The sequence below is a fragment of the Candidatus Flexifilum breve genome (assembly GCF_016713355.1).
This window is the reverse complement of the sequence record NZ_JADJPI010000035.1, coordinates 964,692-987,377: the sequence shown is the minus strand read 5'-3', so window position 1 is coordinate 987,377 and position 22,686 is coordinate 964,692. Positions and strand designations below refer to the sequence as shown.

18 protein-coding genes are annotated in these 22,686 nt (G+C 59.8%); 6 read left to right on the top strand and 12 right to left on the bottom strand.

Going from position 1 to position 22,686, the window contains the following annotated elements:
* Positions 1-89: 89 nt before the first annotated feature.
* The 6 genes from IPK17_RS27180 to IPK17_RS27155 all read right to left on the bottom strand — a co-directional run bounded on the left by IPK17_RS27180 (position 90) and on the right by IPK17_RS27155 (position 7,301).
* Positions 90-962: a beta-L-arabinofuranosidase domain-containing protein gene (locus tag IPK17_RS27180; RefSeq protein ID WP_343420835.1), complete on the bottom strand. Its 873-nt coding sequence runs from the start codon at positions 960-962 to the stop codon at positions 90-92.
* A gap of 35 nt (positions 963-997) precedes the next feature.
* Complete coding sequence (locus tag IPK17_RS27175) at positions 998-1,888, bottom strand: beta-L-arabinofuranosidase domain-containing protein (protein WP_343420834.1); 891 nt, start codon at positions 1,886-1,888, stop codon at positions 998-1,000.
* A 1-nt stretch (position 1,889) separates the two neighbouring features.
* Complete coding sequence (locus IPK17_RS27170) at positions 1,890-2,789, bottom strand: carbohydrate ABC transporter permease (RefSeq protein ID WP_343420833.1); 900 nt, start codon at positions 2,787-2,789, stop codon at positions 1,890-1,892.
* 14 nt (positions 2,790-2,803) lie between these two features.
* Complete coding sequence (locus tag IPK17_RS27165; RefSeq protein ID WP_343420832.1) at positions 2,804-3,751, bottom strand: carbohydrate ABC transporter permease; 948 nt, start codon at positions 3,749-3,751, stop codon at positions 2,804-2,806.
* Positions 3,752-3,827: 76 nt separating this feature from the next.
* Positions 3,828-5,207 (bottom strand): ABC transporter substrate-binding protein, encoded by a 1,380-nt coding sequence (locus tag IPK17_RS27160; RefSeq protein WP_343420831.1) that lies wholly within the window; start codon positions 5,205-5,207, stop codon positions 3,828-3,830.
* A 144-nt stretch (positions 5,208-5,351) separates the two neighbouring features.
* Positions 5,352-7,301 carry a glycoside hydrolase family 127 protein gene (locus IPK17_RS27155; RefSeq protein ID WP_343420830.1) on the bottom strand — a complete coding sequence of 650 codons (1,950 nt, stop codon included), beginning with the start codon at positions 7,299-7,301 and terminating at the stop codon, positions 5,352-5,354.
* Between the two features lie 205 nt (positions 7,302-7,506).
* On the opposite strand from IPK17_RS27155, the gene IPK17_RS27150 reads away from it, so the two are divergent.
* On the top strand, positions 7,507-8,331 hold the full coding sequence (locus IPK17_RS27150) for a helix-turn-helix transcriptional regulator (RefSeq protein ID WP_343420829.1): 825 nt from the start codon (positions 7,507-7,509) through the stop codon (positions 8,329-8,331).
* Between the two features lie 3 nt (positions 8,332-8,334).
* Here the strand turns inward: IPK17_RS27150 and IPK17_RS27145 are convergent, their stop codons facing one another.
* Positions 8,335-9,363 (bottom strand): PfkB family carbohydrate kinase, encoded by a 1,029-nt coding sequence (locus IPK17_RS27145; protein ID WP_343420828.1) that lies wholly within the window; start codon positions 9,361-9,363, stop codon positions 8,335-8,337.
* A gap of 17 nt (positions 9,364-9,380) precedes the next feature.
* Positions 9,381-10,799: an NAD(P)/FAD-dependent oxidoreductase gene (locus tag IPK17_RS27140; RefSeq protein WP_343420827.1), complete on the bottom strand. Its 1,419-nt coding sequence runs from the start codon at positions 10,797-10,799 to the stop codon at positions 9,381-9,383.
* Positions 10,800-11,001: 202 nt separating this feature from the next.
* Here IPK17_RS27140 and IPK17_RS27135 point away from each other — a divergent pair, with 202 nt between their 5' ends.
* Positions 11,002-11,400: a response regulator gene (locus IPK17_RS27135; protein WP_343420826.1), complete on the top strand. Its 399-nt coding sequence runs from the start codon at positions 11,002-11,004 to the stop codon at positions 11,398-11,400.
* A 70-nt stretch (positions 11,401-11,470) separates the two neighbouring features.
* Here IPK17_RS27135 and IPK17_RS27130 read toward each other — a convergent pair whose 3' ends face one another.
* On the bottom strand, positions 11,471-12,571 hold the full coding sequence (locus IPK17_RS27130) for a class I fructose-bisphosphate aldolase (RefSeq protein WP_343420825.1): 1,101 nt from the start codon (positions 12,569-12,571) through the stop codon (positions 11,471-11,473).
* A 210-nt stretch (positions 12,572-12,781) separates the two neighbouring features.
* On the opposite strand from IPK17_RS27130, the gene IPK17_RS27125 reads away from it, so the two are divergent.
* The 4 genes from IPK17_RS27125 (at position 12,782) to IPK17_RS27110 (ending at position 19,285) form a co-directional block, all read left to right on the top strand.
* Positions 12,782-13,930, top strand: coding sequence for a 6-phosphofructokinase (locus tag IPK17_RS27125; protein WP_343420824.1), 1,149 nt, complete (start codon positions 12,782-12,784; stop codon positions 13,928-13,930).
* A gap of 93 nt (positions 13,931-14,023) precedes the next feature.
* Positions 14,024-14,998: a 6-phosphofructokinase gene (locus tag IPK17_RS27120; RefSeq protein ID WP_343420823.1), complete on the top strand. Its 975-nt coding sequence runs from the start codon at positions 14,024-14,026 to the stop codon at positions 14,996-14,998.
* A 26-nt stretch (positions 14,999-15,024) separates the two neighbouring features.
* Positions 15,025-17,262: a 6-phosphofructokinase gene (locus tag IPK17_RS27115; protein ID WP_343420822.1), complete on the top strand. Its 2,238-nt coding sequence runs from the start codon at positions 15,025-15,027 to the stop codon at positions 17,260-17,262.
* Positions 17,263-17,566: 304 nt separating this feature from the next.
* A complete protein-coding gene (locus IPK17_RS27110) occupies positions 17,567-19,285 on the top strand; it encodes a WD40 repeat domain-containing protein (RefSeq protein ID WP_343420821.1) in 1,719 nt (572 codons plus the stop codon).
* A 267-nt stretch (positions 19,286-19,552) separates the two neighbouring features.
* On the opposite strand, the gene IPK17_RS27105 is transcribed toward IPK17_RS27110, so the two are convergent.
* The 3 genes from IPK17_RS27105 to IPK17_RS27095 form a co-directional block, all read right to left on the bottom strand.
* Positions 19,553-20,824: a DUF5667 domain-containing protein gene (locus IPK17_RS27105; RefSeq protein ID WP_343420820.1), complete on the bottom strand. Its 1,272-nt coding sequence runs from the start codon at positions 20,822-20,824 to the stop codon at positions 19,553-19,555.
* Positions 20,817-21,590 (bottom strand): RNA polymerase sigma factor, encoded by a 774-nt coding sequence (locus IPK17_RS27100; protein WP_343420819.1) that lies wholly within the window; start codon positions 21,588-21,590, stop codon positions 20,817-20,819. The genes IPK17_RS27105 and IPK17_RS27100 overlap by 8 nt, the downstream gene beginning before the upstream one ends.
* Positions 21,591-22,005: 415 nt before the next feature.
* The gene (locus tag IPK17_RS27095) at positions 22,006-22,686 is read right to left on the bottom strand and encodes a hypothetical protein (protein ID WP_343420818.1); all 681 of its coding nucleotides are present in this window, start codon (positions 22,684-22,686) and stop codon (positions 22,006-22,008) included.

Sequence of the window (22,686 nt, the reverse complement as noted above, 5' to 3'; positions counted from 1 at the left end):
TTGGGTCAAAAACGGGACAACCATACATCGATCTGTGGGGGAAGTCACGAAAATCAGCGGCGCGGAGATCATCTCCGCGCCGCTTGAGGTTACGTCAGCTGCCAGTAGATGGTGTAGCGCTGGTGATGCAGTTTGTAGAACGGGAGAATCTGGACGGCGTGCGGGAGTCCAACGCCGCTCAACTGGTAGGTCAGCGGCTGTCCGGCGACGGGGTGAAGCTCTTCCAATACGCTCTGTGCCGATCCCTGCAGCGGGGGCACGGGCGGCGCGGGATGCCAGTTGACCGCCGCATTGCGGGTGTTCGGATCTTCGAGATACACGTTCGGCATATTTTCCGTGCCGAGCGCGCCCGCGAGCACAATGGGGCCGTAGAGCAGCGCGATGTGATCCGCCGCGCCGGGCAGCGGTTCGGCGTGGAGCCGCATGGGCAGGCGGAAATCGATTAGATCGCCGTCGTGCCATTCGCGGTCGAGACTGATGTATGAGCCTGGTTCGACGTTGAACGGCTCATTTACGCCGTTGATCTGTACGCTCGCACCCGTCGCCCAAGCAGGATAGCGCAGCTTGAGCGCGAAGCGCGTCGTCTGAGCGCAGCGCAGCGTCAGGTGGGTCGTGTCGCTGTCGGGGAACTGCGTCTCCTGCCGCACGGTGACCTGCCTGGCATCCCAGGTGAGTTCGGAGGCGATGAACAGATTGACGTACAGTGCGTCGTCGGCATGGTAGTAGATCGTGTCGGCGTATTTAGCGTGATTTTCGACGCCTGTGCCCGTGCAGCACCAGAACGAATGCTCGGGCGCGCTGTAGACTTTTACATGTCCCGGTTTGAGGGAGCAGAAATACAACATCATGCCTGTCTCGGGATCCTGCGAGGCGAGGATGTGGTTGAACAACCCGCGCTCGTAGAAGTCCATTGCTTCGGCGGAGGGTTCCCACGCGAACAGGTGCCGCGTTAGCTTAAGCATGTTGTACGTGTTGCACGTCTCCGCACTGACCGACGTCAGGTGATCGGCGAAGCGGTGCACCGGGAAAAGAGTTCGTCGTCGCTGTGCCCGCCGATCACGTACGAACGGTAATGTGCCACCCGTTCCCAGAAGAACTTGGCTGCGTCGCGCAGCACCGGGTCGCCTGTGAGTTCGTACTGCCGCGCCAACCCGATCAGCTTGGGGATCTGAGTGTTCGCGTGCAGACGATCCATCTGGTCGCTGCCCTGTTTGAGCGGGTCGAGCACCACATCGTCGTTGAAGGCGAAGGATAGGCGCAGGTGTTCCGGATTCTTGGTTACGCCATACAGGTTGGCGAAGACTTCGTTCATGCCGCCAAATTCCATCAGCAGCGTGATCTGCATCTGCTCGTAGGTGAGGTTGTCCACACGGAACTTGACCCAGTCCGCGCAGCGTTCGAGCACGGGCAGCGCCTGCGGGTTGCTGCAGTGCAGATGCGCGTCGAGCAGCCCCGCCATGATTTTGTGGAGGGTGTAGTAGGGTGCCCATACTGGAAAGCGCCCTTCGACGCGGTCGAAGTACGATTCTGGGAAAGCCGACAGGTAGCCCGGGTTGTAGCCTTGCGACGGCAGCGCCGCTTGCACAGCAGCGAAACCCGCTACCATGTGATCGACCCGCGCTTTGAAGCGGTCGTCGCCCGTGCTGGCGTACATCAGCGCGCAGGCGGTCACGTAATGCCCGGCGAAGTGGCCGCGCAGTTCGACTTTCGGGTCTTCCCAGCCGCCGTAAGGTTGGGCGGTCGTCGGCAAGCCCGCGTTGAGGTAGAACGTGTGCAGCAGACGGTCGGGATCGAGCTGAAGGAGATAGGCGGCGTCACGTTCCATCGCCGCCTTGAACGCGCCATCGAGCAGGCGCACGCAGGTGAGGTCAAAAGGGTGCGCGGTCATGTTAGCCCTTCAACCCGGTCATGACGATGCCCTTGATGAAGTAGCGCTGGGCGAAGAAGAACAGCAGCACCACCGGGATGATCATGGCCGTCGAGGCGGCAAGCTGCAAATCCCAGCTCACGTCCTGCACGCTGCGGAACGAAGCCAGCCCCGCTGCCACCGTGAAATTCTCCGGCGAGCGCAGGAAGATGATCGGACCGAGCAGGTCATTCCACGCATTGAGGAACGTAAAAATCGCGACGGTGATGAGTGCCGGACGCGCCAGCGGCATCATGATGCGCCAGTAGATCCCGAACTCGGTGCAGCCATCGATGCGCGCGGCATCCGCGAGCTCTTCGGGAATCGTGCGGAAGAACTGGCGAATCAGGAAGATGTTGAACGCGCCGCCGCCGAAAAACATTGGGACAGTCAGCGGCAGGAAGGTGTCGACCCACCCGAGGCGCGAGAACATGATGAACTGCGGCACGATCATGATGGCGTACGGCAGGAACAGCGTCGCGATCACGATGCCGAACCAGAAATCGCGCCCGGGGAAGCGCAGACGCGCGAAGCCATAGGCGACAAACGACGAGGTGAACACCACGGCGATCACGTTCAGTCCGGCGATGACCAGCGTGTTGCGCAGGTACAACCCGAACGGCTTGTACGTCAGCGCGTTGAAGTAGTTCTCGAATTTCACCGGATTCGGAATTAAGTCCGGCGGGTACTGGAAAATCTGCACCTGACTCTTGAGCGAACTGCTCACCAACCAGAGGAAGGGCGCGATCATGATCGTGCCCATGATCAGGAGCAGCGCGACGGTGACGTACCGCCAGATGCGGTCATTGCGAGACATCGTGCTGCGGCGCGGCGCGATGCGCGCGGGCGCGATATCGGTGAGAGGTTGTTGGACAGCGGCCATTTGCGATCTCCTTCCTATTCACCCGGATTTTCGTAATACACCCGCCGTCCGAGATAGCGGAAAATCACAACGGACAGGACCAGCAGAATGCCGAAGAGCACCCACGAGAGCGCCGCCGCATACCCCATCTTCAAACTCTGGAACGCGCTGCGATAGATGTACAGCACGAGGAACAGCGTCGCGTTTTGCGGGCCGCCATCGGTGACCAGATAGCCAATCACGAACACCTGCAGCGAATTGATGAAGCCGATCACGAGGTTGAAGAAGAAGACCGGGGAGATCATCGGGATGGTGATATGGCGCATCTTCGCCCAGCGCCCCGCGCCATCGATTTCCGCCGCTTCATAGTAGACATCGGGGATGCCCTGCAGACCGGCGAGGAAGATGATCATCGAACTGCCCGAGCCCCACAGGCTGAGGATGACGAAGGCCGGAACGGCGAGATTCGGGTCTTGCAGCCATGCGATCTTCGCGCCGCCAAACGCGCGGATCACGGCGTTGATCAGGCCAAATTCGGTGTTGAACATCCACGCCCACAGCAGCGCGTTCGCCACGGCGGGGACAATGCTGGGCATGTAAAAAATGGTTCGAAAAATAGAAATGCCGCGAATATTTGTGTTGATCAGATTGGCCAGAAAGAACCCGAACAGCAGCCCGAGTGGCACCGACAGCACGGTGTACAGGAAGGTCGCTTTGAGGGCTTGCGGGAGAATGGGATCTCTAAAGAGTGTTTCGAGGTTTTGCATCCCCACGAAGCGGGGCGCGGACATCAGGTTCCAACTGTGAAAGGTGAGGTAGAGATTGACCAGAACTGGGATCACCACCCAGAACAGGACGCCGAGGATGAACGGCATGATAAAAATGTAGCCTGTGATCGTCCGCCGCCGCCGGAGGGACATGTTCGTCCACCACTTCCAGCCAGATTGAGCGGACGCAGGCGCTGCTTGTATGCGCGTTGCCATAGTTGACCACCGTGTCTATCGTCAGAACGGGAACGGGGCGCGGTCAACCGACCGCGCCCCGGCAAAGCTAGACTGACTACAGATTCGCCATCGCGATTACATCGTTGGCCTGACGCACCGCTTCGGGCAGCACGTCGGCAGGCGGCGTCCCACCGGCAATCGCCTGCACGGCCGGGTCGATGAAGTTGGCGGCTGCTTCGATGTAGCCCGGCGGAATACGCACGGCGACGCCGTAGGTCGGCAGGTATTCGCTGACGAACTGGCGGTAGTTCTCCGGATGAATCCCTTCGGTGATCCACGTATCCAGACCCTCGGGGGTGGTCAGCGCGGTTTGGCTGGGCAGCCATAGACCGATCTTGAGGAACTGGGTCTGATAGAACGGCGTGGACAGGAAGCGTACCCACTGCCACGCTTCTTCGGGGTGCTGGGTATTGGCCAGCGCCGAGTGGAAGTGCGCCTGCATGACGGTCGCAGGCTGCACCATCTTGGGCAGCGCGCCGGTACCCATCGGCACGCTGACGAGCGACGGGTTCATCCACGACAGCGCCCACGAGCCATCGACGGCCATCGCCAGACGCCCGGTGTCGATCATCTGCGTGTTGGTCATGCCGAGGTCGGCCATCGACGCGCTGCGCGGCGCGACATGATGCACGTAAATCAGTTCATACAGGCGGGTGATCGCTTCGATGGCTTCCGGTGAGTCGATGGCGATGCGACCGTCGGCGAAGTACGCGCCACCGTTCGAGTGCACAGCGGCGGCAATCGGCATCCACCACAGCGGCCAATCAACGCCCCACTGCTGAATATCTTCCGAGTCGAAGCCTTCGTCATCCGGGTGGCGACCCGCGCTGTCCTTAGTCAACGCCTTGGCATTGGCCACGAACGTATCCCAGTCCCAGATTTCGTCTTCCGCGAAGCCGGGCGGGGTAATGCCCGCTTCCTCGAACAACTGCGCATTGTAGTAGATGTGGTGCGCGACCCAGCACGACCCAATGCCGTGCCAGCGACCGTCATTGTCGGCGCAGCGCGCTGCTTCCTGCGGCAAGAAGTAGTCCGGCGCGCCCAGCAGCGGGTCGGCGGTGATCCGGTCGGTGATGTCCAGCAGGAGACCCTGGGAAACGTAGGTTTCGTAACCATCGGCGATGATGAACGAGGTGTCGGGGGTGGTGCCCGCAGCGAAGTTGGTCAAGAGCACGCGGTTGTATTCGCCCGCGTCCGGGGTATGCTGCCATTCGACGGTGATGCCGGGCATTTCTGTTTGGAAGACCTCAATGGCCGCGCGCACGCCTTCATCTTCCGCGACGCCGCCCCAACCACCAAACGAAATACCGACCGCATCCTGTTGACTCGGCAGGGCGAACAGCTTGCCGCCCAACTGTGTCATGCTGGCAGCGAAGGCCGCCGAAGCACCCATAACCTTCAGAAAATCACGACGAGAAACGTTGTTACCTGCCATGTTTATAAGCTCCTAAAGTTTGCTCAAACGGACTTACTTTTTAGTACAACGAGACGCTGCACCGAGTCTCGACATACCCACTCAGGGGTCGCTGCAGATCACGTCCAACCGGAGAAACTCCCCGGTTGGCTTGACTTGAGTAATCTATTGCTCGCGCACCCAGACGCGCATTTCACCGGGCTCACGGTTCGCCCACAGACTGTAGGGAATAGCCTTGAACGGCACGGCATCATATGAATATTGGAGCGCGCTTTGCGGCTGATAGAGGCCACTCGCCCATACGGCTGGTTCAGTGCGGACGGCTTCCCCGGTGATCACGCCCACGCCGCTGAACAGGCTGCTGTCGACGTTGCCCACCAGCTTGGCGGTGCGCGGAATGACGAGATTGGCGAGATTCGGACCGTTATCGGCTTCTTCGAGGCAGTAAACGACCGGGCCGCGCTGGAGGGCGACTGTGCCCGCGTTGTGGCGCACGTTCGGGTGTGACACGATGCGTTCCACGCTCATAGGCAGCGCCAGCTCGATGGTGTCGCCGTTATTCCATGTGCGGTCGATGAACGCGTAACCGCGCTGGACGTTGGCGCTCACGGTCACGCCGTTGACGCGCAGCGTGAAGTTCGACGCCCAGTTGGGAATGCGCAGCGCCAGCTTGAACGGGGTCGCCTGCGCTACGCCGATGGTGAGGCTCACATCGCCGTTCCACGGGTAATTTGTTTCCTGATCGATCTGCACGCTGCCCGCGGGCAGGCTGACGCGCATGTGGCTGTGGTTATACAGGTGGAGGTAGATCGTTTCGGCGCTGTGCGACGAGAAGTAGTGGCCCAGGTTCGCAACGACGCGCGCGAGATTTGGCGGGCAGCACGGGCACACGAACCAATCCTGACGGCGGTAGTGCTTCGGCGTGTTGATGCCGCTGAAGTGTTCGTGCGGGTTGACGTACGGGTACGAGGCCAGCGGGTTGGCGTAGAAGAACTGGTTACCTTCCCACGACACACCCGACATGATGCCGTTATACAGCGCGCGTTCCATGACATCGGTGTAGCGACTGTCCGGGTCGATGTCGAACATGCTCTTCGCCCAGAAGACCAGCGCAATCGACGCGCAGGTTTCGGCATAGGCGGATTCGTTCGGGAGGTCGTAGCCGAAGGTGAAGCCTTCGTTGGCGTGCGCCGGGCCGAGACCGCCCGTAATATACATCTGCTTGCTGGTGAGGTCTTCCCAGATTACGCGGCAGGCGTCAAGCAGGGTGCTGTCGCCCGTTTCGGCAGAGATATCCGCCGCTCCGGCATACAGGTAGGCCGCGCGCACGGAGTGGCCGGTGGCGACGTTTTGTTCGCGCAGGGGTTTGTGCGCCTGGCAGTAGTGATAGGTCTTCGCCCAGAATTTGGTCGGGTCGTCGCCGCGTGCCGCCGCTTCGATGTCGAAGAAGTTTGGCTCTTGCCCGCGCTCGTCGACGAAGTACTTGGCGAGGTTGAGATAGCGTTTCTCGCCCGTCGCCCGGTACAGCTTGACCAGACCCAATTCGACTTCCGGGTGGCCGCAGTAGCCGTGCACCTGTTGTTCGCCCGGGCCGAAACGCGCGTCGATGTGATCGGCGTAGCGCGCCAGCGTATCGAGCAGCACGCGCTTGCCCGTGCCTTGGTAATAAGCCGCCGCGCCCTCCATCAGGTGACCCGCGTCGTAGAGTTCGTGCCAGTCACGCAGGTTACGCCACTTGTTTTGCGGTTCAATCACCGTGAAGAAGCTGTTGAGGTAGCCGTCTTCGAGCTGGCCTTCTTTAATCGCCTGAATGACCTTGTCGGCGAGCTGTTCAAGGTCGGGATCGGGGTAGCTGTCGAGGCTGTAGCCGACGGCTTCGATCCATTTGGCGAGGTCGGAGTCCCAGAACTTGTGCACAATGTGACCGTCAAACCGGGGATCGTTTTCCCCGCCGTGCAGATGCCAGGCATCGGTGCGGTGGGTGATTTCAAGCTGATGATGGATGGCGGGAATGGTCGAGGTGCGGACAGTAGCTTGGCGCTCACCCCAATAGCCACCATCAATTTTGACCTGATTAGACCGGATAGAACTTAAGGGCAGCCCATTATTAACCATGGCGGATCCTATTCTGAAATCGAATGCACTATTCAACAATTTGTATCCACTGTAACGAAACCGGGAGTCGGTGAACAGTAGGTGAAACCCGCCAATACCAGTCCGATTCCGACTTTTCCGACTTTTCAGCCTATAATCAGAATGACTAGTCACATTTGAACTACCGGACAACGACTGATGGATATAACCCGCTTTGCATTTGAGCATGAGCTGTCCAATCAAGGCACAGAATGCCGGGTTGTTCATTTCGCGGGGGACGGCACTGCATCCCACGCGCATCATTAACTCGCATGAACTGATCTTTGTGAAGCAAGGTGAACTTGAATTGTGGGAAGAGGGGCAGCAGTTTCATCTGCGCGCGGGGCAGACGCTGCACCTGTGGCCGGGACGGCGGCACGGCGGATCGAACCCCATGCCGCCCGACTTACGCTTTTACTGGATTCACTACGAGGTGATTTGCGAAACGGTGAGCGATGTACAGCTGACCACGCCTGATTATCATCCGAGCTTGGTCGTGCCGCAGATGGCCACGCTGCGCCAACCCGAACGACTGGAGCGCTTGTTCCGCACGTTTCTGGACGATCAGGAGTCGGGGATGCTGCATCCGTACGCGGCGAATCTGCTCATGACGCTTATGCTGCTCGAAGTCGTGCAATCACAAGTGGAACCTGTTGAAGTCAACGAGGATGCCAACGTGGTCGCGACGTGGGCGCACACTTATATTCGCATGAACTTTGACCGTCCGATTACGGCCAGCAAGATCGCCGCCGCACTCGGCTACAATACCGACTATCTCGGGCGCATCTATCACCGCTTGTACGGCTGCACTCTGACCGAGTCGATTCACCGCCGCCGCATTGAAAAAGCCTGCGAATGGCTGCTGGACACCAATCTGACGATTGCGCAGATCGCATCCCGCTGCGGTTTCAGCGACACCGACTATTTCCGGCGCATCTTCCGGCGCATCATGCAGATCGCGCCCGGTGACTACCGCACCGAGTTTTCGCGCATGCACATCAACACGCATTGACGCTCAGCGGCGAATTTTACCGGAGCTGTCGCCGGACATGAGCTGCTCGACCTCTTCCACGCTGACGAGCAGCGCGTCGCCGGGAATCGTGTGTTTGAGGCAGCCCGCGGCGGTCGCAAAGTTGAGCGCATACTCGGGATTCTCCGGGTGCTGGCGCAAACCGTAGATCAACCCGGCGGTGAACGCATCGCCCGCGCCGACCCGGTCGACGATGGGCGTCAGATCGTAGCTTGCACCGGTGTAGAACTGGCCGCGCTGCCACAGCACCGCCGACCACGTGTTGTGACTGGCGGAGTGCGAGGCGCGCGTCGTGAAGGCAATCGTCTTGAGCTGCGGGCAGCGCTCCGCCAATTGTTCCGCGACATCGCGGTTCTGGTCGATCAAATCGGCAGCGGGGTCACGCGGCTTCAGGCCGAACATGGTGTGCACGGTTTCCGTGTTGCCGACCACTACATCGGACTGCGCGACGAGATCGGGCATGACCTCCGCTGAGGTTTTGCCCCATTTCCACAGCGCATGCCGGTAGTTGAGGTCGCATGATATTGTCAGGCCAAGTTCGCGGGCAATGCCAATGGCCTCACGGCAGGTGGCGGCGGCGCTCTCCGTGAGCGCGGGCGTGATGCCAGTCCAGTGAAACCAATCCGCGTCAGCCGCCTTGAAGATTGCGCGCCAATCGATCATCCCCGGTTGCAGTTCGGCGGCGCTCGACCGTGCGCGGTCGTAGATCACTTTGCCGCCGCGCTGGGCTGCGCCCTGTTCGACGAAATACACGCCAAGCCGATCCCCGCCGCGCGCGACATGACCCACGCCGACGCCGTACTGGCGCAGATACATCAGCACCGCTTCGCCGAGGTCGTGCGCGGGCAGGCGGGTCACATATTCGGCGCGGTGACCAAAGCGCGCCAGCGCAATGGCGACGTTCGCCTCGGCGCCGCCGAAGGTCACGGTATACGACTGCGTTTGGATGAGGCGCAGTAAGTCGGGCGGTGTGAGGCGCAGCATAATTTCGCCAAAAGCGACTATCGCATGCATGTCGTTTGCTCCTCCGGTTATACGCGCGGCGAACTGCCTGTCAGCCGCGTAAACGTCTGATAGCCGATCCAGCGGAACGGTTCCGGCGGGAGCGGCGGATAGGTCTGCTGGTAGAAGGGCAGCCCGCGCCAACGCTGATCATCGCGCGAGTACAGGTCGGTGATGACTTCCCCGGCAATGTTCGCCAGCGTGACACCATGTCCGCAGTAGCCGATGGCAAAGTATACGTTGCGATTATCACCGCGCACGCCCATCAGCGCTTGGCGGTTCAGCGTGATGCCGAGTGTCCCTGTCCAGCGGTGCGTGATCGGCAGACTGCGCGAACCGGGCATGTAATTGGCCAGCGTCTCCTGCATTTTGGCGAAGGCGGGCTGCGCGGTGTGCGGCGTGCCGGGGTAGGCGGTGCGGTTGTTGAACAGGTAGGCGTAGGACTGATTGCTGCCGCCGCCAAACACGAGCCGCCCATCCGTGGTTAGGCTGCTGTATGAGATGCGGTCAAGGTCGTCGCTGAAGCCTGCCAGCGCTTTCCAGCCAATCTGTTCGCGCTGTTCCGGGGGCAGCGGCGCGGTTGCAAACACGTGCGAGTGCAGCGGAAAGAGCGCGTCACGGAAGTAGCCGAGCTTGCCCGTGTATCCGTTGGTCGCCAGCATAATCGCTTTGGCTTTGATGCTGGCGTGCGGCGTATGTACGGTGATCGTCGCGCCTTCGTCGATGCGCGTCACGGGCGTGCCTTCGTAGATTTCCACGCCGCGTTCGAGCAGTACCGGGCGCAGGCCGCGCACCAACTGCGCGCCGTTAATCTGCCCGGAATTCGGGTCGTAGATCGCGCCATGCGCCCCATTGAGCTGCAAACGCGCGGCCAACTGCTGCCGATTCAGGTAGGCTTCGGGTATGCCGAGCGACTGCAAATATTCGACTTCTTCGTGGGCGGCTTCGGCGCGCTGGGAATCGGTCAGTACGGTCACCGTGCCGTCATAGCGCGCGCTGACCGGAAGGTTGTGTCGTTCAATGATCTGGCGGATGGTGAGAATGCCCGTATGCGTCATCTGGTAGATGCGGGCGGTCATTTCGGCGCTGTAGCCGCTGGTCACGGCCAGCCAGTTGAGCAGCATGCCGCCATTGCGCCCGCTCGCGCCGTTCGCCAGCGATTTCGCCTCCAGCAGAAGCACGCGCTTTTCCGGGTAACGCTGGCTGAAGTGGTAGGCGGTCGAGATGCCCGTGAAGCCGCCGCCAATGATCACCAGATCGGCGCTGGTGTCCTGCTGGAGCGCGGGCAGCGGTTGATAATCGGGCGTTTCCGCCGTCCACAGCGCCTGACTCTCGTCCACTTCCAGTTTCTCTTTGAAGATACGCCCCGCCAGCGGCCACGTCAGCGCGGCGAGATTAGAGGCGGTCGTGAGGAAGCGGGTAGTCAGGTTGCGGGACGGAGTGCTCATCGTCATCTCTCGATCAGGTCTGGTCAGCAGCGCAATACGATATCCACAAACTGGCCCGGGCGCTAGCGCTCAAGCATCCTTCAGGATCTAAACGTCGGAAACTCGATAGAATTCTTATAGACGTTGGATGCATCCGGCGGCGAACACGGCATAGTCACAGCGCAGAAACATATTACGAATCCGCAGTTGAGGACATCGAACCATGACGTCATATGTCTACTTTGAAGATGACCAGTTGAGCGGGGAGATCATGAGTCTCACCCTGAATTTTCAACTGGGTATCACCGACCTGACGATCTGGAATGACAGCGTCGACTTCATGCCGCGCCTGCGCAGCCTCTGTGTGCTGCCCGAGGTGATCTTTCTGGATATTCACATTGGCCCAACCGATGGCTTTGGTATTCTCAAGGGAATTCGTGCGGATACGGCCTTTGACTCGGCCAAAATTGTCGCGGTGACAGCGGGCGTCACGGGCGACGAGGTCGATCAACTGCAGATGGCGGGCTTTGATGGCGCGATTGGCAAGCCGATTGAGATCGCCACCTTTCCTGAGGTACTGGCGCGCATCATGCGCGGTGAGCGCGTGTGGCAGTGTATGTAAGCCCCCGGACAAACAAAAACTCTCCCCACGTTCAGGTTGAACGCGGGGAGAGCTATCCCTTCCACCGCCCTTACGCGATGGTCACCTCAGCACACAGATAGACATCCTGAATCGCATTGAGCAGATCGACGCCTTCGGCCAGCGGGCGCTGAAACGCTTTGCGTCCGCTGATCAGACCCATGCCGCCCGCCCGTTTGTTGATGACTGCCGTCTTGACCGCGTCGGCGAGGTCGTTCTTGCCGCTCGCGCCGCCCGAATTGATTAGTCCCGCGCGCCCCATATAGCAGTTCGCCACCTGATAGCGCGTCAGGTCAATGGGGTGATCGCTGGTCAACTGGCTGTAGATGCGTTCGTCCAGCTTGCCATAGCTGGAGCCGCCCGCGTTGATCGCTTTATAGCCGCCGTTCGATTCCGGCTGTTTCTGCTTGATGATATCGGCCTCAATCGTCACGCCCAGGTGATTCGCCTGCCCGGTCAGGTCGGCGGAGGCTTCATAGTTGACGCCATTCACCTTGAAGCCGGGGTTGCGCAGATAGCACCAGAGCACGGTCGCCATACCGAGTTCGTGGGCGTGGACGAACGCCTCCGCTACTTCGACGATCTGGCGTGTGCTTTCCGGTGAGCCGAAATACACGGTCGCGCCGACGGCGACCGCCCCGAGATTCCACGCCTCTTTGACGGTGCCAAACATGACCTGATCGTAGCGATTCGGGTAGGTCAGCAGCTCGTTGTGGTTGATTTTGACGATGAACGGAATTTTGTGCGCGTACTTGCGCGCGACCGCGCCGAGCACGCCGAAGGTCGAGGCGACCGCATTGCAGCCGCCCTCAATGGCCAGTTCGACGATGTGCGCCGGGTCGAAGTAATCGGGATTTTTGGCGAACGAAGCGCCCGCCGAATGTTCAATCCCCTGATCGATGGGCAGAATCGAGACATAGCCGGTGCCGCCGAGCCGACCATGCGCGTGCAGTTGTTCGAGGCTGCGCAGCGCCTGCGGATTACGATCCGAGAGACCCCAGACTTCACTGACACAGTCCGGGCCGGGCAGATAGAGACGAGATTGGTCGATGGTAGTGCAGCGATGGGTGAGCAGCGAGTCGGCTTCATCACCGAGTAGTTCGGCGATCCGGTCGATAGACGGACTCCGAGTCGGGGTAGGGTGTAAGGTCATGGCAATATCCTCAAGAATAATATTTAGCCGTACTGTAATGATTATACACCGCATTACAGCCCGTGATTCAGCCCGGTGTAAACGTGTGACAAACATCACCGCGTGGTAAGTGCACTTCTTCATGACTTACGGTTCAAGCCGCGTTAAGACCCCCGTCCGCAGTTAAAATAAGACCAACATTGAAGACCTTGAAACGTTAGGAGCATAGCCATGCGGATCGCAGTATTGACGGGTGGCGGTGATGTTCCCGGGTTAAACCCCGCCATCAAAGCCATCGTAAATCGGGCGCTTGATAATGGTTACGACGTTCTAGGAATTCGGCGCGGCTGGCGCGGCTTGGTGCAAATCAACCCGGACGACGACAGCACGCGATCTTGGGTGTTCCCACTCACGAAAGAGACCGTCCGCCGGGTAGATCGCAGCGGCGGCACATTCCTGCATACATCGCGGACGAACCCTGCGAACATGAAACCGGATGAAATTCCTGCTTTTGCCAACGTGCCGCTGAAACCGGAGGCGAAGACCCACGATATCACGCCGCATATTCTGCGTGTGATCGAGACGTTGGGGATCGACTGCCTGATTCCGATAGGCGGTGATGATACGCTCAGCTATGGCGAACGACTGGCGCGCGAAGGCGTCCGCGTGATCGCCATCCCGAAGACGATGGATAACGACGTTTACGGGACGGATTACTGCATCGGTTTTTCGACCGCCGTGACGCGCAGTGTGGAATTTATCCATGCGCTGCGCACCTCCGCCGGGTCGCACGAGCGCATCGCGGTGATTGAGTTGTTCGGGCGCAATTCCGGCGAAACGTCGCTGATTGCGGCGTATCTGGCGGGCGTGGATCGCGCGCTGATTTCGGAAGTGCCGTTTGACATCCACAAGCTCGCTCGCTTGGTGCTGGAAGACAAGCACCAGAACCCGAGCAACTACGCCATGATCACCGTGTCGGAAGGGGCTCATCCGCTGGAGGGGCAGGTGATCGAAGGCGGCAAAGAAGATGCCTTCGGTCATCGCAAGCTGGGTGGCGTCGGGCAGTCGGTTGGCGATGCGCTTAAGGAGCTGACCGGGCAGAACATTATCTACCAGCAGCTGGCTTACTTGATGCGCAGCGGCGCACCGGACTCGCTCGACCTGATGGTCGCGGCGAACTTCGCGCACGTAGCGCTGAGCCTCATTGAGCGCGGCGAAAGTGGGCGTTTGGTGTGCTTGCAGCGCGGCGTGTACAGTGATGTCCCGCTTTCGACGGTGGCGCAGGGCAAGAAACGCGTCAACGTCCCAGAGTTGTATGATACGGATTGCTATCGTCCGCGTGTGCGCCATGTATTGGGGATGCCCATGTTCCTGACGTGAAGTCGGGACACCCGCCTCATCTAGCCTAATGTGCAGACCGCTGACGGCCGGGAAACCGCGCCGTCAGCGTTTTGCCCGAGGAGTTGATCGGCTATGAACCAGCGACTAGCAATTGTGACTGGTGACGACCCCGCGCCGGGGATGAACGCGGCGCTGCGCAGCGTAACCCGCCGCGCGTTGGAACTGGGCTGGCAGGTGATCGGCATTTGTGACACGGATGGCGACTTGCTGCCAGAAGATTGTATCCCGCTGACCGCGCGTACCGTCGACGGCATTAGTCCGCGCGGCGGCAGCCTGTTAGGGTGCATGGATACGCGCCCGATGCTGACGGAGACGGGCATGAATATCGCCCGCCACTGCCTGACGGAGACGCGCGTCGATGCGCTGATCTTCATTGGCGGGCGGGAGACACAGGCGGCGGCGCAGGCGTTCGCCCAGAGCGGGCTGCCCGTCAACGGCATCGCCGCATCGGTTGAAAATGATGTCGCCGGTCTAGAAATGATCATCGGCACGGACAGCGCGCTTAACATTGCGTTGGATAAAATCGACTATCTACGCGCATCCACGCCGACGGGGCATCTGCTGCATCTGATCGAAGTGGCCGGGCGCAGTTCCGGCTATCTGGCGCTCATGTCGGCGGTGGTCGGCGGCGCGGCGGCGGTCATCCTGCCCGAGACCGATGGCGAACTCGTGCGCAATGTCGCCAACGTGGCCGCGCTGACCGAGGCCGGTGATCCGATCATCGTGGCGGCGGAAGCCACCTATGATGCGGTGCGCGTCCGGGCTTCCAGTCTGGCGCAGGAGCGCAAGCTGCAAGGCCATCAGATCGCGCATGCGCAGCGTCACGCCGCCCCGAGCGCGTATGATCGCCTGCTGGCGACCCGCTTAGGCGCGCAGGCCGTCGACGCGTTGGTCCGCGGCGAATCCGGCGTCGTTTTTGGTTTTACTCACGGAGCTATTCATGCAGTCCCGTTTGCCGAGGTGGTCGGCCAAGCCAAACCGCTCGACGACGATCTGCTCCATCTCGCGGCTCTCCATACGGTCAGCGCCGCGCTGCACGAACACTGATACAGGCATTGGAGGAACATCCCACTATGAATAAACGGCTGGCGGTAATGACGAGCGGCGGTGATGCGCCGGGAATGAATGCCGCGATTCGCTCAATTGTGCGCATCGCACTGAATCGCGGCGTGGATGTCTATGCGATCTACGAAGGTTATCAGGGCTTGATCAACGGGGCAGACTTCATCCGCAAGCTGTCGTGGGATGCGGTTGGCGGTATCCTGCACCGGGGCGGTACGATCATCGGCACGGCGCGCTGCGATGCGTTTCGCACGCACGAAGGGCGCCGGATCGCCGCGCTCAACCTACTCAAGCACGAGATCGATAACCTGATCATCATCGGCGGTGATGGCAGCCTGACCGGGGCGGATGTATTCCGCCGCGAGTGGGGCACGCTGCTTGAAGAGTTGGTCACTGCGGGTGAAATCACGCGTGAAGTCGCCGACCAGCATACACACCTAACGATCATCGGCCTCGTGGGGTCGATTGACAATGACATGTACGGCACCGACATGACGATCGGCGCGGATACCGCGCTGCACCGCATCACCGAAGCGGTCGATGCGATCAGCAGCACGGCGGCCAGCCATCAGCGCACGTTCGTCGTCGAGGTGATGGGGCGCAACTGCGGTTATCTTGCCTTGATGGGCGGCATCGCGACGGGAGCGGATTACGTGCTCATTCCCGAGAATCCGCCGGATGCCGATGTCTGGGAAGACAAAATGTGTGCCGACCTCAAAGCAGGACGCGAGGCGGGACGGCGTGACAGCATCGTGATCATCGCCGAAGGCGCGCAGGACTGCAACGGCAAGCCCATCGACAGCGCGCATGTCAAGAAGGTGCTGCAAGAGAAATTCAATGAAGATGTGCGGATCACCGTGCTCGGTCACGTGCAGCGCGGCGGGACGCCGACCGCGTTTGACCGCAACCTCGGTACGCGCATGGGCGCGGCGGCGGTCGATGCCGTGCTCAACGCTACGCCGGAAACCGAGCCGCAGTTGATCGGTTTGCGCAATAATCGCATTGTGCAAGCGCCGCTCATGAAGTGCGTGGAGCAGACGCGCGCGGTGGCGGCGGCCATTGCGGCGCACGACTACGAAAAGGCGATGGAACTGCGCGGCACGAGCTTCAAGCAGACTTACAACACGCTGCAGGTGCTCCTACGCGCGCTGCCACATCCGCCGCAGCCCGGCCAGAAGCGGCTGCGCATCGCCGTGATGAACTCCGGCGCGCCCGCCTCCGGCATGAACACCGCCATCCGCGCGGCGGTGCGCAGTGGGCTGGATCAAGGGCACATCATGCTCGGCGTGACCAACGGTTTTCAGGGTTTGATCGACGGTACGGTGCGTGAAATGGACTGGATGAGCGTCAATGGCTGGGCGTCGGTCGGCGGCTCGGAATTGGGCGCGAATCGTACCGTTCCCAGCGGCCGCGACTTCTATCACATCGCCCGCACCATTGAGAAATTCGACATTCAGGCGCTGCTGATCATCGGCGGGTGGTCGGCGTATCAGGGCGCGTACCAACTGCACCGAGAAGTCGACAACTTCCCGGCGTTCAATATGCCGACGATCTGCCTGCCCGCGTCGATCAATAACAACCTGCCCGGTTCGGATCTCAGCATCGGCGCGGATACCGCGCTCAACAATATCGTCTGGGCGGTGGATCGCATCAAGCAGTCGGCGATTGCGCAGCGCCGCTGCTTTGTGGTCGAAGTGATGGGGCGCAACTGCGGCTATCTGGCGCTGATGAGCGGCCTGGCGACGGGCGCGGAGCGCGTCTATCTCCCCGAAGAAGGCATCACGCTCAGGGATCTGCAAACGGATCTGGATCAACTGCGGTACGGCTTCCGGAATGGGAAACGGCTCGGCCTCATGATCCGCAACGAGAATGCCAATCCGATCTATACGTCGCAGTTCATGGCGTCATTGTTCGAGCAGGAAGGCGGTGAGCTGTTTGACGTGCGCCAAACCATCCTCGGGCATGTGCAGCAGGGTGGGGATCCATCCCCGTTTGATCGGATTCATGCGACGCGCCTCGCCGTGCGCTGCATCGGCTATCTGATTGAGCAGGCGCAGAGTGACACGCCGACGAGCGCCTTCATCGGCATCGAGGCGGGCGAAACGCGCATCCACAACATCGAAGACATGGCGCGCATGGTCGACCAGACGCATCAGCGCCCGCGCCGCCAATGGTGGCTCGATCTGCGCCCGATTGCGCAGGTATTGGCGCAGCCAGAACCGCAGAAGCCCGCCAACGGGAACCCCTAACCCGAACGGTAAGCGGCGTGGGGTCTAGCCCACGTCCGCAGGCGCACGGTGCGATCACTATGGTGGTCGCACCGTGCGCATTGGCACAGGGATTGATACGCCCCCTTGGTTTTACGCCAACAAGCACCAGCAACTATGACTTCCTCACGAACAGTAACCCACTTGGAATATTTGGAGTGTCGTAGCCTAGGCGTAGCTCTTACGGCGCATTCGCATCGGGGCCGCGTACGGCGCCCGTACTGCTGCCTCTTTAGACTGATATGGAAGTTACATGCCGCTTTTTCACACGACCGGGAGCCTCAGCATGTTACGTACGCGTTTGCGCCAGATGATAGTTATTATCACGTCTACTTTCGCAATAATGCTTGGGAGCGGCGGGATATCAGCTCAAGCCGTGATGCCGCCACCCGTCATTACCATCGAAAATGCTGCCGAGCTCGTGCCTGTTTTTCAGTTTGACTTGAGGACTTTGGCAACCGAGTGGGTGGAAGGTGAGCCGCTGACCGCCGTCACAACGCCGACGCCCACGCCCTACCGCAACGATCACACGGTTGTTCCGCCCGTCATTCACATAAGTTCCGATGGTATGCGCGCCGCGATTATCACAAGCCAGCCTGACGTGCTGTGGTTAGTCGATTTAGGGGCTCGCACGTGGAGACCTTTTCTGCTACCTGAGCCACCGCGACGCTACTTCGTAGACTACCCGTTGGAAATAACGCTCAGCCCTGAACTCACGTGGCTGGCGATCCGCGGAGAATGGATCCAGAATGGCGATAATTTCGCACGCTTCTGGCGCTTGGATGAGTTGTTCGCTCTGGGTGGCGGTTCGATTAATGTGCCTGCGGACGATTGCGCAGCGCGGATCATGGTTAGTAGTACCACTCTGCGCGCCGAACCCCGTGTTGATGCAACACCGATCCGCTATCCGCTAATGGATGAACGATTTGATGTGCGTGCCCTCACTCCAAATCGCCGTTGGGTGCAGGTCAGTACTGATGGACAACGTGCGTGGCTGAGTTGGGATGCGGTTGACCTGACTGATAGCTGTGTCGGAATTCCCTTTATGCTGGAACGCGGGACAGAATATGCTTCGGTGCCGCTGCCCTATGGACTGAATACTTCAGCCTTTTCTCATGATGAACGTTCCCTGATCATGACCACACGCACGGGTAGTTATGGAACCACCGTGACGACTGCAACAGGACTCACGCTTATCGATGTGGCGACGGGAACGATTGTCGAGCGACTCACGGGCGAAGTAATGGATGGGATCGAGCAATTTTCCGAGCCTGAAGCACACCTTGGGCTCATCGGGGACGTTATCTACGATATTAGCTTGCGCGAAGTGGTCGCCACTTTGCAGTCGCAAAATGTTTACGTGGGAGCGCCGCGCCACGCAACCTTCAATGCTGATTACAGCCGGGTGTTCGTCACATATACCACGATTGGCAGGTTGTACGACAGAGCCACTGGCGTGCTCCTGAAAGAAATCGCCTGGCGCGAGAATTATGTCCAGAGCGAGTGGAGTCCCGATGGGCGTCATTTGCTGATCACTGTCCGTAATCCGGATGTATCGGGTACTGTGCTGCCCTTCCTGTGGGATACCAACAACCCGGCCATAACGCTCACACTGAATGACACGGCAGTCACTGCGTTGCCCGCCATCGTTTACGCTAGTTCGATATTGCAGTTCAGCCCGGACAGTCGCCAAGTGCTGCTCGATAGTTTGCCCGCGCTATGGGATATCGCTAACGCAACGATAGTCGGTGATCGTCTGCCGGATACCAATGTGTTCACTCCGGCGCTTCCGCTTTTACTGCCCGATGGTACTGGTTTTCTGCGTGTACCTATGGATGAATTGAGCACCGAGATCGTTGATTTTCGGGGCAATCAGCACGGAAGAATAAGTGAACGCATGCCACCGGATACAGCATTTTTCGCGGCTGAGGGACGCTGGTTAGTGAGGGTGGACGCTGCCACCGGAATCACATTGTGGGCAGTGAATGTCCCAAGCTTGGACTGATTCACCAGCAAAACTCAAACTTTTACGGTTTTTGTGCGACATTGGCGGCGGCAAGTCGTTTATATACGTGACAACTCCAACCCAACCGAATGCTCGTGTATAGAGTTGTTGCAGCACTAAAGCTGATTTGCCATTCACTGCAAACATGCGGCGACCGCTCGGTCTGGCGCATGCGAGGTAGGCAGATGCAGTGAACCCAGACCACCACTAACTGTCTATCTCAGCTATGACAACGGGGACGCCTCTCATTCGTCCCCGTTGTCGTTTCTAAACTAAGTTGTTGGCTTTGATGAGTCCGCAATAAAGTCTATTCAGCTGGCGCTTAGCCGTTCCCATTCCGCCATTGTTGCCGTTGTTCCCGTTGCCGCCAGCATTGGAGTTTCCATTGCCTTGATCAGCAACGCCGGGGGGATCCCCCGGCGGGTTAGCTGCGCTGCCATTACCATTGTTACCGTTGTTGCCGCCACCCGGATCGACCGGAGGATTGCCTCCGCCCGGATCAGCGGGTGGATTACCCTGCGGCGGATTAGTCGCCTGAGCGCTGCACGAGTTACCCGGGCAGTTGGTCGCCTGCTGACTATTGCCATTCCCGGGATCTGCCGGCGGATTACCCTGCGGCGGGTTGGTTGCCTGCTGACCACCTTGCGCCTGAGTCGGCGGGACGTGCGTCGGGCGTGGCGTGTTCGTCGGGCGCGGCGTGCGGGTCGCACTCGCGGATTCGTCTGTCTCATCTGTGGCGGGCACACGCGTGCGCGGCGTGCGGGTTGGGCTGGGCGTCACAGATGGCGTTGGCGTCTCTGACTCGGCGAGGAGCGGGAGACCGGATGGTTGTTCGCCTTCTGGCGCTTGACCGGGTGGCACACTGCTGCCATCCACCGCGTCGATCACCGCGTTGATGGCGGTGATACTCTGCGCAAACGCTGGCTGCGTCATGAGTTCCGGGGCGAGCCGCTCGGCTTCGTTAAGGTTCTGCCGAGCTTCCATAAGAACGGTGTTCGTGTCTTCGCGGCGCACAGTGAGGACCAGCGCTTCTTCGGCGCGGCGCCGCGCCTGCTGGAGCAGCACTTCGGCGCGGTCGGCGGACGTGCGCGCGAAGACCAGTTCGACTTGTTCGACGGCGCGTTTCACGGGATACAATGTGTCGCCCGGCACAGCCGATGCGGACGCGGCGCTTAAGCCACCGCTGAGAATGACGAGAATGAGTACGGCGGCCGCGGCCCAGCGAACCAGAATGGGCACGGGTGAACGGCGCTGTTTGGGCACCGGGGCGATGGACGGTTGGGCGGTCGACGGGCGCGCTCCGTTGGCGTGTACTTTGCCGTTTTGCGCCGGATACCGCTGGTCGAAAGCGGCAAGCATCCGGGCCTCGATGCGCTTACTCACTTCGTTGGAGAGCGCTGGGAACGGGGTGGCTGCGACGTCAATGGCGGTGTTGACCAGCGGGTCTTTGGTGCGCGGGGGCGTAAAGGTCGTCCCCGGTGGCAGCACGCGGTCGAGGCGCGCGGCGAGTTGTTCAGGGGTGTTGCGCATCTCACTCATGGATGCCCCTTAAATAGTGACGGCTTTTTGACTCCCCACCCAGGATCGATGTGAGGTGTTCCAGCGCCCGATGCTGAGCGCTTTTGACTGCAGTCATCGACTTGCCCAAGATGGCGGCAACTTCCTCGTGACTCTTGCGATCAACAAACCGCAGAATCAGAATCGTCTGGTGTTCTTCAGAAAGCTGTCCTAAGGCTGCGCGCAGTCGATCAAAGGACTGCTTTTGCAGCATTTGATCTTCGGGTAAAGTGAGATCATCAGGGAGACTCTCGGTCAACTCGCTGATCGGCTGGCGCTGGCGGGCGCGATAATGATCCGCGACCCGCGATGCCGCGATCCGATAGAGCCAAGCGGCGAAGGGAGCTTCTGTGATCTGGTACGATGCTAGGCCTTTGACCATGCTGATGAAGACTTCTGATGTAATGTCCTCCGCGTCTTCGGCGCTGCGCACCCGGGCGATGACATACCGGTAAATCGATTGGGAGTATGCCTGATACAGCGCCCCCACTGCTTCGCGATCTCCGGTCTGAGCTCGCTTGATGAGCAGTCGTACATCCACTTGCAGGGATACAGTATCTGCCGTATCGACTGTCAGGAGGAAGAATGCGGTAAATACACTATATAGAGACATCGCTACCCGATAGAATGAGTAAAGGCGAACAAACCAAGCACTCGCTTCTATCGATTTTACATGAAATTCATGATCTTCAGCATGATTGGCTGAGATAAGCGTATGAATTTCAGTATGAACGAGTGTAGCCTGCACGCTTGTAGCCCTGCATCCGATCGGTTTCTGACAACAGTACTAGAACCATGCCTTTGTCAGGGTGGCTGGATGCTCTGACCCCCGTATATGTCGTCTAGAGTGCCGCAAGTACTTTCGTACTGATACGACGTTCACGTAGACTGGTAACTGCCCGTTAAACAGTCCCGCTGGCAGGCTTTGCGCGCCCGCGTTTGGCTGGATTCCGGCTGGTTTTGGCTCACGCTTGCTCCTGCTTCATCCGTCTTTGTTGTATAAACCGTAGGTTGCAGTCAGATGTCGCGTGAGGTTGGTAAAAATAGTTGTAATAGCGTAAAGAAACCCCAATTTACAGCAGGCGTGGGTCAGGGTAACTCGATTCATGGCCGCATGGCAGCGTGCGTCGCAGCCGCACTTGCAATCTGCCATCGACGAGACACTAGAAGCCGAGCGGGGAGATCCGGTCGAGGAATTTGCGGACGAGCGGATGACCAAACGCGCCGATGTTCTGCGCGACCAACCACGCATCCTGTTGATCAGGTTTGAGCGTATCGGAGTTCACCACGATTTTGTCGTAGTGGGGTGTCGGCAGCGACCCGACGCTGAAAACCTGAGTGACATCGTGGTCAGTCTCGTGATAGGTGATCGGCGGCAGCATGCTGATGATCTTGTAGGTTTGGCGCTGAAATTCCTGGGCTTTGGCATCCTGCAGGACATGCACCCGCAGTCGCCCTAATTCCGCGCCAAAGTACGCTGACCAGATGTGAATTGCCTCTTCGTCCGGGTATTCACGGGTCAGGGTTTTGAACAGCCGCGTCTGGAAGCCGTATTCAAAGCGGTACAGGCGGGCGATGGCATCGAGAATGTGCTGGTTGATGTTGAGGATGGCGTCGAGCGCTGCTTCCGGGTCATCGCAGCGTCCCACGAAGTACCCCTCAAAGCCCGTCCCGTCTTCGAAATACGGATTACATTCGCGCCGCACGGTCTCCCAGGCGAGGTAGGTCTTCTCCATCTGGTCATGCTGAACGACTCGGTTCAACGGCAGGTTATTCAGGTGCAGACAAACATACAGCGTGTGCCCGAACGGGACTTCGCTCTCAACGGTCGTGATGCCGCTCAT